Raw genomic sequence first — 9539 nt, 5'->3', positions numbered from 1 at the left:
TCCGCCACCAGGGCAAAGCGGACATAGCCTTCGCCACTGGGGCCAAAGCCAGAGCCTGGCGACAGGGCAACGCCTGTGGCCCGTACCAAGTCTAGACAAAACTGGGCCGAGGAACCACGGTAGGGCTCCGGCAAAGGCGCCCACAGGTACATGGTGGCCTCCGGCAGGGGCACGGGCCAGCCGATGCGGTGCAGAGCCGCCACGGCGATATCCCGCCGCTCGCGGTACACCTGCCGCCAGTGATCCAAAAAGCTATCGGGAGCCGCCAAGGCCGCCGCCGCCCCCCGCAGAATGCCCTGGTAGGGGTGGAAGTCAATGGTGGACTTCACCAGGCGCAAAGCTCGGATCAGCTCGCGGCTGCCGATGGCATAGGCCACCCGGAACCCCCCCATGTGATAGGACTTAGAGAGGGAAAAGAACTCGATGGTGCGGGTCTTGTCCGGATCCGCCTGCAGCGCCGAGGGAGCCACCTGGCCGTCGAAACGCCAGTCCACATAGGGAAAGTCATGGGCCAGGATGATGTCGTGCTGCCGACAAAATTGCAGCGCTTCCTGCCAAAACTCCGGGGTGACGGTGGCGGTGGTGGGGTTGTGGGGATAGCTCAGCACCAAGAGGCGTGCCTGGCGACAGACCTCCGCCGGGATCTCGTCCCACTGGGGCAGGAAGCGGTTTCCCACCCGTAGAGGCAGGTAGTACGGGATCCCCCCCGCCAGATGGATCCCGCCCACATGGGAGGGGTAGCTGGGGTCGGTAACCAAAGCAATATCCCCGGGATTGAGCAGGGCCAGCGGTAGAAGGGCCGTTCCCTGCTGGGATCCGATCAGCGGCAGCACCTCCGTTTCCGGGTCGATCTCCAGGCCGAACTTCCTCAGGTACCACTTGGCACAGGCGGCGCGGAAATCAGCCGTGTCGTGAAATAGGGTGTAGCCGTAGGTGGTGGGATCCGACAAAGCCGATTGAATGGCTGCTAGAGCTTCGGGAGGCGGGGGCAGGTCTGAGGATCCCAGAGACAGGTCGATGACATCCAAGCCGGAGCGGCGGGCCTCCCACTTCGCCTGATCCACTTGGTCGAAGACATTGGAGCGGAGAGGGTGAAGTCGCTGGGCCAGAGAAAGAACCATGCAACAGCTCTTGGTGTGGAGTCTATCCTAGCTGGGGGATCCCTCTAGGGGTTATCGCCAGCGTTGGAAGAGGCGGGTAAAGAGGGCTGCGTGGCCGCCGCCGGGCCGCGGTCGAAAATCTCGATGTGCCACTGGCCACGACCGTTGCTCTCAAAGGCGATAAAGCGGCCATCGCCACTGATGGTGGGGTTGCGCACATCCCCCGGCACCCGGCTGCTGATATTCTCAACGCGGCGGGTTTGCCGGTCGTAGAGAAAAATCTCCGACTTGCCCAGCGCATTGGAGACATAGACGATGTAGCGACCGTCGGCGCTGATATCCGGCGAGGTGGCGGCCACATCGCTGGAATTCAGACCGGGCAAGTCCACCAGCCGCTGTTCCACCGTGTCGTAGAGAAAAATGTCCTGGCTGCCGCTGCGGGCAGAGGAAAACACCAGGTAGCGACCATCGCCACTGAAAGCAGGCTCCCCATCAGGGAAAATGCTGTTGAGGCCGCTGCCGGTGAGCGTGGGGCGCGGCGTGCGAAATCCTGCTGGGCCACAACCTAGCAACAGGAGGCTCAATCCGGCCCAACACAACCTGCTTGCCCAGCGGGTTGGGCTGCCTGGGATCTGGCCATCGGTCAGCATCGCCTTGCCCCTCCAACTTTTCTCCATCATACTCAGTTGGCAACTCGGCTCGGCTAGGGTTCTACCTTGACGCCCTTCCAGAAGGCCACGTAGCCGCGGATGTTGGCCGCCGCCGGCTTGGGATCCGGGTAGTACCAGGCGGCATCTTTGTTCTCCTGGCCGTTGACCACGAGGGTGTAGTAGCTGGCTTGTCCTTTCCAGGGGCAGGTGGTGTGGGTGGAGCTGGGCTGAAAGTATTCCCGCCGCAAAGATTCCGGCGGAAAATAGATGTTGCCTTCCACGGTTTCGTAGCGGTCGGTCTCCGCCACCACCACCCCGTTCCAGATGGCCCTGGGCATGAAAAACCTCCTGTCGCGAACTCTCGGTTCTCAACGTTAGTTTTAACGTTATTTTTGAAGTTGCAGATCTCGGCAAGGCCAACTGCCTTTCTTTGAGATTAGCTTTTCTGCCTGTCGTCGATCGTTGTCGTTGAGGGTTGACACCCGCCCCCGCTGGGCTGTTCTCCACTGCTATTGAGCGCTACGGCCATGGCTCGCCGCAACACCCTAGAAGATGACCTCAACTACCAGCAAGCCAAGCGCAGCCTGCGCCAGTGGGTGGCCCAACTGGATCTGCGCCCCCAAGAGATCGTGGGCCTAGAGAGGGAGCTGGAGAACTTGCAAGCGCTCTTGGACAAGCTAGAAACCGAGGTCATCCACATCGCCGCCTTTGGCCTGGTGGGGCGGGGCAAGTCCTCCCTGCTCAATGCCCTGTTGGGCGAGCCGGTGTTCGAGACGGGGCCAACCCATGGCGTCACCCGTACCCATCGAGCTGCCGTTTGGAACATCAGTTGGGAAACCCGTCCCCAACCCCCCTTGGCTGCAGCAGCCCTGCAGGGATCCCGCCTGCTGCCGGCCTCGGTGCAGTCGGTTCAGGTCAGCCACTGGCAGGGATCCCGTCTGGAGCTGATCGACACTCCCGGCCTCGATGAGGTGGACGGCGAGGAGCGGGCGCGGCTGGCCCAAGAGGTGGCGCAGCGGTCGGATCTGATCCTGTTTGTTGTCTGCGGGGATCTGACGCGGGTGGAGTTTGAGGCCCTAGCGACGCTGCGGGAGGCGGGCAAGCCCATGCTGCTGGTGTTCAACAAAATCGACCAGTACCCAGAGGCGGATCGCCAGGCCATCTACGACAAGATCCGCAACGAGCGGGTGCGGCAGCTTCTTTCTCCCAACGAGATTGTCATGGTGGCGGCCTCGCCGCGGGTGCCGCGCCTGGTGCAGAGGCCAGATGGCAGCTTTGGCGTGGAGATGGAGATCGGCCCCCCCCAAGTGGATGCTCTGCGCCTGAAAATCTTGGAAGTCTTGCATCGGGAGGGGCGTTCCCTGCTGGCCCTCAATGCTCTCCTGTTTGCCGATCGCGTCAACCAGCAGGTGATTGAGCGCAAGCTGCAAAGCCGTGCCCAGCAGGCCCAAGAGCTCATCGCCGCTGCTGCCCGCACCAAGGCGCTGGCTGTTGCCCTCAACCCCGTTACCCTGCTCGACACCTTGGGAGGACTGGCCCTGGATATTGCTCTCATCCTGCGCTTGTCCCGCCTGTATGGCTGGCCCATGAGCACTGCGGGAGCCGCCCAACTGCTGCAGAAGATCGTCCTCAGCATGCTCAGCCTGGGGGCGGGAGAATGGGTGGCGCTGTTGGGGCTGGGATCCCTGAAAACCTTGCTGGGGGGATCCCTGCCCTTTGCTGGGGGACTCTCTCTGGGGGCCTACGGTTCGGTGGCCCTGACCCAGGCGGTGTTGGCCGGGTTTTCCTGCTACGCCATCGGGGAGGCGGCCCGTCGCTACCTGGCCCAGGGAGCCAGTTGGGGGCCAGAGGGGCCCAAAGCTGCCATTGCCCAGATTTTGGCCGATTTGGACGAAGCCTCGATCACCGCCCGCCTGCGGGAGGAAATCCGCCACAAAATTGGATTCGCTCTCTCCTGACCCTCTACAACCCTCTACAATCAGAAGGCCGAGCCAATCGTTCCCATGACCTACTGTCTTGGCATCCTCACCCGTTCTGGCTTGGTGATGGCGGCAGATTCCCGCACCAACGCCGGCGTCGATTACGTCTCCACCTACCAAAAGCTGTTCGACTTTTCCCTGCCCGAAGAACGGGTAATCTTAATTTGCACCTCCGGCAACCTGTCCATTACCCAGAGCGTTTTAACGGAAGTGCAGCGGGATCTGCGCCAGCAGGAAAGCCCCAATCTCCACACCCTGCCCCATCTCTACGACGTGGCCCGCTACCTGGGATCCAAAATCCGCCACATCCAAGAGCAAGACCGACCCTGGCTGGAAAAAGACGGCATCGACGCCCAGTGCAGCTTCCTGTTGGGAGGACAGATCCGCGGTGAGGAGCCGGCCCTCTTCTTGATCTACAGCCAGGGCAACTGCATCCAGGCCACCCCAGAAACGCCTTTTTTGCAGGTGGGGGAAACCAAATACGGCAAGCCCATCTTGGATCGCACCCTCTCCTACGAAACCCCCCTGGAGGATGCAGCCAAATGTGCCCTCCTCTCCATCGACTCCACCATGAAGTCCAACATCTCTGTCGGCCCCCCCATCGACCTGGTGATGGTGCCGGCCAATCAGTTCAAAGTTACCCATCGCCTGCGCCTGCGCACCGGGGATCCCTACCTGGCCAAGATGCGCAAGCTCTGGGAGAGCGCCCTCAAACAGGCCTTCGACCAAATGCCCCCCATCGAGTGGGACTACTCAGATTCAGCCGATCGAGAAGAAGAGCTGATCGACTGAGCGGGGGAGATTGGTAGGATAGGGTAGCTTTACCCAGCCCTTGTCATGTCAGCCCACACCTTTCAGGACTTGATCTTTCGCCTGCAGCAGTTTTGGGGGGAACAAGGCTGCCTCATCCTGCAGCCCTACGACCTGGAAAAAGGCGCCGGCACCATGAGCCCCCACACGTTTTTGCGTGCCCTGGGACCGGATCCCTGGCGGGTGGCCTATGTCGAACCTTGTCGTCGCCCCACCGACGGGCGCTACGGCCAAAATCCCAACCGCCTGCAGCACTACTTTCAGTACCAGGTTCTGATCAAGCCTTCCCCCGACGACATCCAAGAGGTGTACCTAGACAGCCTGCGGGCTTTGGGCATCAATCCAGCAGAGCATGACATTCGCTTTGTGGAAGACGACTGGGAATCCCCTACCCTGGGTGCCTGGGGGGTGGGCTGGGAAGTGTGGCTGGACGGCATGGAGGTAACCCAGTTCACCTACTTTCAACAGGTGGGCGGGCAGGATTGCCACCCGGTTTCTGTAGAGATTACCTATGGACTGGAGCGCCTGGCCATGTACCTGCAGGGGGTGGATTCGGTTTTCGATCTCTGCTGGAGTGAGCACCCTTCCCTGGGCCGGATTACCTATGGGCAAATCTATTTCCAAAATGAGGTGGAGCAGTCCTACTACAACTTCGAGTATTCGGATCCCGAGATGCTGCTGGAGCTGTTCCGCCTCTACGAAGCTGAAGCCAAGCGCTTGATTGAAACCACGCAGCAGAAGCTGCAGAAACAGGTGCTTCCCGATCGGCTGGCGGTGTCGCTACTCCTGCCCGCCTACGACTATGTGCTCAAGTGCTCCCATACCTTCAACCTGCTCGATGCCCGCGGCGTCATTGCCGTGGCCGAGCGCACCCTCTACATTGGGCGCATCCGCAACCTGGCCCGACAATTGGCAGAGCTGTACGTCAGCCAAGCCGATCGCCCCGGCTCCAGCTATGCCCTAGGGCAGCCGGAACCCACTCTGATCTCCAAAGGCGCCCGGTCTAATGGCTAGGGAAAAAGATCCCTGTTTTCGCTATGATGAGGGATTGGCATCAGCAGGCGCTGGCCTACCATAGCCACCCCTTACCTTAGGATAATCGTCACTCTCGTTTTCACCCTCTTTTCCTGACCAGTCCACCTTATATTCCCGGAAAAATCTTTATGTTTCGCCATCCCGTCACGCGGGTTTCCATCTTTATCGATGGGAACAATATGTTTTATGCCCAACAAAAAAATGGCTGGTTTTTCGACCCGCGCCGAGTCTTGGATTATTTTGTTAGGTCACAGCCCAATGTCGAGCTAGTCAACGCATTTTGGTACACCGGCATCAAGGATCCCAACGATCAAAGGGCCTTTCGAGATGCTCTGATCAGCTTGGGTTTCACGGTGCGCACCAAGATCCTCAAAGAATATCGAGACGAAGACTCCGGCCGCTACTTCCAGAAGGCCAACCTGGATATCGAGATCGTTATCGATATGTTCAACACGGTTGGGCAATACGACAGGATCATCTTGTTTAGCGGCGATGGCGATTTTGAGCGGGCCGTCGAGCTGTTGCGCTCCAAAAACACCTTGATTACCGTCGTCTCCACCGAAGGAATGATTGCCCGCGAGCTGCGCAACGCCACCGATCGCTACATCGACCTCAACGACATTCGCCCCTACATCGAGAAGCTAGACAAGTAAGGCCGAGATTCTGGGCCGATCCCTCTGCTGTCGAGCCGGCCCCACAGCTCCCTGGCGGAGTTGCCACAACTCATCTGAGTTCCTTCTGGTTTCTCCGCCTTGAGGGAAAATCTGCTGAGTAAGATTGCTGCCACGCGAGCGCCCCATCCGTTACATCGACCATAGTCGGCGTTGCCGGGAAAAGCTGTCCCAGCCGCTTTAAGTTGCTCTGGCAACCGTCAGAAGGGTTGTTATAGTCATTATCAAATAGCAATGAAACACTTCTCCACCTCGTTATTACTACGCAATGCTGTCGCTCTAACTCCCCTCTCCCTCTGGGAGAGGGGCCGGGGGTGAGGGATGGGAGAGGGGCCGGGGGTGAAGGCGGGTCGGCGGCAAAGTGTCTTAATCTGGTTTGAAACGACTCTATCTTCCTCCTTGCCGGTTAACTTCTGGACAACCTTGACCTGGGCAGAGAGCCAAAGAGGCTAGCATTGTAAAAAATCTTTGCCCTGACAGGTTCTTATGACCGACGTTCCCGTCTCCCGCATTCGCAACTTTTCCATCATCGCCCACATCGACCACGGCAAATCCACCCTGGCCGACCGGCTCCTGCAAGAAACCGGCACCGTTTCAGCCCGCGAGATGAAGCCGCAGCTTCTAGACAGCATGGAACTGGAGCGGGAGCGGGGCATCACCATCAAGCTGCAGGCGGCCCGCATGAACTACCGCGCCCAAGACGGCCAGGACTATGTCCTCAACCTCATCGATACGCCGGGGCACGTGGACTTTACCTACGAAGTCTCCCGCTCCCTAGCAGCCTGCGAAGGGGCGCTGCTGGTGGTGGATGCCTCTCAAGGTGTGGAAGCGCAGACCCTGGCCAACGTCTATCTGGCCCTGGAGAACAACCTGGAAATCATCCCGGTCATCAACAAAATTGACCTGCCGGGGGCGGAGCCGGAGCGGGTCATCGCCGAAATTGAACAGGTGATCGGCCTCGATTGCAGCGGGGCGATCCTGGCTTCTGCCAAAATGGGCATCGGCATCCAAGAGATCCTAGAGGCTATTGTGCAGCGGGTGCCCCCGCCGCAGGATACGGTGGCGGATCCCTTGCGGGCTTTGATTTTCGATAGCTACTACGACTCCTATCGCGGCGTGATTGTCTATGTGCGCATCATGGATGGGGAGGTGAAAACGGGGGATAAGATCTGCTTCATGGCCTCCGGTCGGGAGTACGAAATTACCGAGCTAGGGGTGATGCGCCCCCATCAAGAGCCGGTTGAGTCTCTCCATGCGGGGGAAGTGGGCTACATTGCCGCCGCCATCAAAAGTGTCGAGCACGCCCGTGTTGGGGATACTATCACGCTTGTCCATCGCAGGGCCTCTGAACCTCTGCCGGGCTACAAAGAAGCCAAGCCGATGGTCTTCTGCGGCCTCTTCCCCAGCAACTCCGATCAATACGCCGAACTCAAAGAAGCTCTGGAAAAACTGAAGCTCAACGATGCTGCCCTCTACTTTGAGCCGGAAGTTTCCCCTGCCATGGGCTTTGGCTTCCGCTGTGGTTTCCTGGGCCTGTTGCACATGGAGGTGGTGCAGGAGCGCCTGGAGCGGGAATACAACCTGGATTTGGTGATTACCGCTCCGACAGTGGTATACCAGGTTACCCTCAATGATGGCTCGGTCATCCGCGTAGATAACCCCAGCAAGCTGCCTCCTCCTAACGAGCGCGTCAGCATCGAGGAGCCTATTGTTCGGGTGGAGGTAATCCTGCCGGAGGAGTTTGTTGGTACGGTGATGGAGCTGTGCGAGACCAAGCGCGGCACCTTTAAGGATATGAGGTACCTGGCTCAGGGCCGCACGACGTTGGTGTACGAATTGCCTTTGGCGGAGGTGGTCACCGACTTCTTCGACCAGTTGAAATCTCGCACCCGCGGCTACGCCAGTATGGATTACCAAATGGTGGGTTACCGCGCCGACGATCTGGTGCGTTTGGACATCCTAATCAACGGGGACGTGGTGGATTCTCTGTCCACAATCGTGCATCGGGACAAAGCTTTTTATGTGGGCCGGTCTCTAGTAGCCAAGCTGCGCGAGCTGATCCCACGCCACCAATTTGAGGTGCCCATTCAGGCAGCGATTGGCTCTCGGGTGATAGCCCGCGAAACCATTCCTGCCCTGCGCAAAAATGTCCTGGCCAAGTGCTACGGGGGGGATGTGACCCGCAAGCGGAAACTTTTGGAAAAGCAAAAGGAGGGGAAAAAGCGCATGAAGGCGGTGGGAACCGTGGAGGTGCCCCAAGAGGCGTTTATGGCAGTGCTGAAGTTGCAAAATGACTAGCCCAGTCTTACGACGGGAAGAGGTGTTGGCCTGGCTCCAGGAGCAGGTGCCTCCCCCTCGCCTTCGCCACATTTTGGGGGTAGAGGCGATGGCCCGGCAACTGGCGATCCATTATGGGCTGGATGAGCAAAAAGCTGCTTGGGCAGGGCTGATGCACGACTTGGCCAAGTCCTTCCCCCCGGAGCAACTGTTGCAAAGGGTGGCTCAGGAACGGGAGCTGGACGAAATTGAGCGGGCCGAACCCCACATTCTCCACGCCGAGGTGGGATCCCTGCTGGCACGGGAGCGATTTCAGGTGCAGGATGCAGAGATCTTGGCGGCCATCGCCAACCACACCCTGGGACGCCCCGGCATGGATCCATTGAGCTGTGTGGTTTTTGTAGCCGATGCTCTGGAGCCGAATCGGGGCAGCAGCCCAGAATTGGAGCGGTTGCGGCAGATGGCTTTTGTAGATTTGTCTAAAACCGTGGTGGGAGTCTGTGACTTGAGCCTAAAATTTTTGCTAGATCGGAATCAAGTGGTTCATCCGCGCACCCTCATGACTCGGAATCATTTTCTGCTGCATCCTTTAGATAGAAAGGATGTAGAGAAGGTTATGTCCCAAAGCAACTCAGTCGTTTCAGGAGGGTTTTAGTTGCTACAGCCCATGCCTGCCCGTGCCAGGGATCCCATCTATCGCATGGCGTTGACCGCAGCTCGCGCAGCGGAAGAAAAAAAAGGCGGCGACATTGTCTTGCTGGATGTATCCCAAATTTCCACGTTGGCGGATTACTTCCTTTTGATCAGTGGCTACTCGCTTACGCAAGTACGGGCCATTGCCCGAGCAATTGAGGAAAAGGTTTGGGAGGAGTGGCAACAGAGTCCGCGCCGCATCGAAGGTCAAGAGTCAGGCTCCTGGATACTGATCGACTATGCCGATCTCATTGTCCATGTGCTCATGCAGGAGGAAAGAGACTACTACGACCTAGAATCTTTCTGGATCCAGGCCCAGCGAGT

The 9539-nt window shown here is 59.0% G+C and carries 10 protein-coding genes; 7 read left to right on the top strand and 3 right to left on the bottom strand.

The window, feature by feature from the left end; all coding sequences use genetic code 11:
* The 3 genes from NW863_RS07795 to NW863_RS07785 all read right to left on the bottom strand — a co-directional run.
* The coding region (locus NW863_RS07795; RefSeq protein WP_414365661.1) for an LL-diaminopimelate aminotransferase at window positions 1-1121 on the bottom strand (1121 nt) is incomplete at its 3' end.
* Between the two features lie 44 nt (window positions 1122-1165).
* The gene (locus NW863_RS07790; RefSeq protein ID WP_414365660.1) at window positions 1166-1684 is read right to left on the bottom strand and encodes a TolB family protein; all 519 of its coding nucleotides are present in this window, start codon (window positions 1682-1684) and stop codon (window positions 1166-1168) included.
* 119 nt (window positions 1685-1803) lie between these two features.
* A complete protein-coding gene (locus NW863_RS07785) occupies window positions 1804-2088 on the bottom strand; it encodes a DUF427 domain-containing protein (protein ID WP_414365659.1) in 285 nt (94 codons plus the stop codon).
* Between the two features lie 189 nt (window positions 2089-2277).
* Between NW863_RS07785 and NW863_RS07780 the strand changes: the two genes are divergently transcribed.
* The 7 genes from NW863_RS07780 to rsfS form a co-directional block, all read left to right on the top strand.
* Window positions 2278-3708 (top strand): DUF697 domain-containing protein, encoded by a 1431-nt coding sequence (locus NW863_RS07780; protein WP_414365658.1) that lies wholly within the window; start codon window positions 2278-2280, stop codon window positions 3706-3708.
* A 45-nt stretch (window positions 3709-3753) separates the two neighbouring features.
* On the top strand, window positions 3754-4521 hold the full coding sequence (locus tag NW863_RS07775; protein WP_414365657.1) for a peptidase: 768 nt from the start codon (window positions 3754-3756) through the stop codon (window positions 4519-4521).
* A gap of 45 nt (window positions 4522-4566) precedes the next feature.
* Complete coding sequence (glyQ, locus tag NW863_RS07770) at window positions 4567-5553, top strand: glycine--tRNA ligase subunit alpha (protein ID WP_414365656.1); 987 nt, start codon at window positions 4567-4569, stop codon at window positions 5551-5553.
* Between the two features lie 149 nt (window positions 5554-5702).
* Window positions 5703-6227 carry an NYN domain-containing protein gene (locus tag NW863_RS07765; protein WP_414365655.1) on the top strand — a complete coding sequence of 175 codons (525 nt, stop codon included), beginning with the start codon at window positions 5703-5705 and terminating at the stop codon, window positions 6225-6227.
* Between the two features lie 504 nt (window positions 6228-6731).
* Window positions 6732-8543 carry a translation elongation factor 4 gene (lepA, locus tag NW863_RS07760; RefSeq protein WP_414365654.1) on the top strand — a complete coding sequence of 604 codons (1812 nt, stop codon included), beginning with the start codon at window positions 6732-6734 and terminating at the stop codon, window positions 8541-8543.
* Window positions 8536-9177 carry a bis(5'-nucleosyl)-tetraphosphatase (symmetrical) YqeK gene (yqeK, locus tag NW863_RS07755; protein WP_414365653.1) on the top strand — a complete coding sequence of 214 codons (642 nt, stop codon included), beginning with the start codon at window positions 8536-8538 and terminating at the stop codon, window positions 9175-9177. The genes lepA and yqeK overlap by 8 nt, the downstream gene beginning before the upstream one ends.
* A gap of 12 nt (window positions 9178-9189) precedes the next feature.
* A partial coding sequence (gene rsfS / locus NW863_RS07750) for a ribosome silencing factor (protein ID WP_414365652.1) occupies window positions 9190-9539 on the top strand: 350 nt, incomplete at its 3' end.

Source organism: Synechococcus sp. B60.1 (genome assembly GCF_047462555.1).
Classification (GTDB): domain Bacteria; phylum Cyanobacteriota; class Cyanobacteriia; order Thermostichales; family Thermostichaceae; genus Thermostichus.
Note: the sequence above shows the minus strand (reverse complement) of the source record. Positions and strands in the feature narration are given on the sequence as shown.

Coding starts and splice junctions, on each gene's coding strand:
- NW863_RS07785 (WP_414365659.1), bottom strand. CDS start 2,088: ATGCCCAGGGCCATCTGGAACGGGGTGGTGGTGGCGGAGACCGACCGC.
- NW863_RS07780 (WP_414365658.1), top strand. CDS start 2,278: ATGGCTCGCCGCAACACCCTAGAAGATGACCTCAACTACCAGCAAGCC.
- NW863_RS07775 (WP_414365657.1), top strand. CDS start 3,754: ATGACCTACTGTCTTGGCATCCTCACCCGTTCTGGCTTGGTGATGGCG.
- glyQ (WP_414365656.1), top strand. CDS start 4,567: ATGTCAGCCCACACCTTTCAGGACTTGATCTTTCGCCTGCAGCAGTTT.
- NW863_RS07765 (WP_414365655.1), top strand. CDS start 5,703: ATGTTTCGCCATCCCGTCACGCGGGTTTCCATCTTTATCGATGGGAAC.
- lepA (WP_414365654.1), top strand. CDS start 6,732: ATGACCGACGTTCCCGTCTCCCGCATTCGCAACTTTTCCATCATCGCC.
- yqeK (WP_414365653.1), top strand. CDS start 8,536: ATGACTAGCCCAGTCTTACGACGGGAAGAGGTGTTGGCCTGGCTCCAG.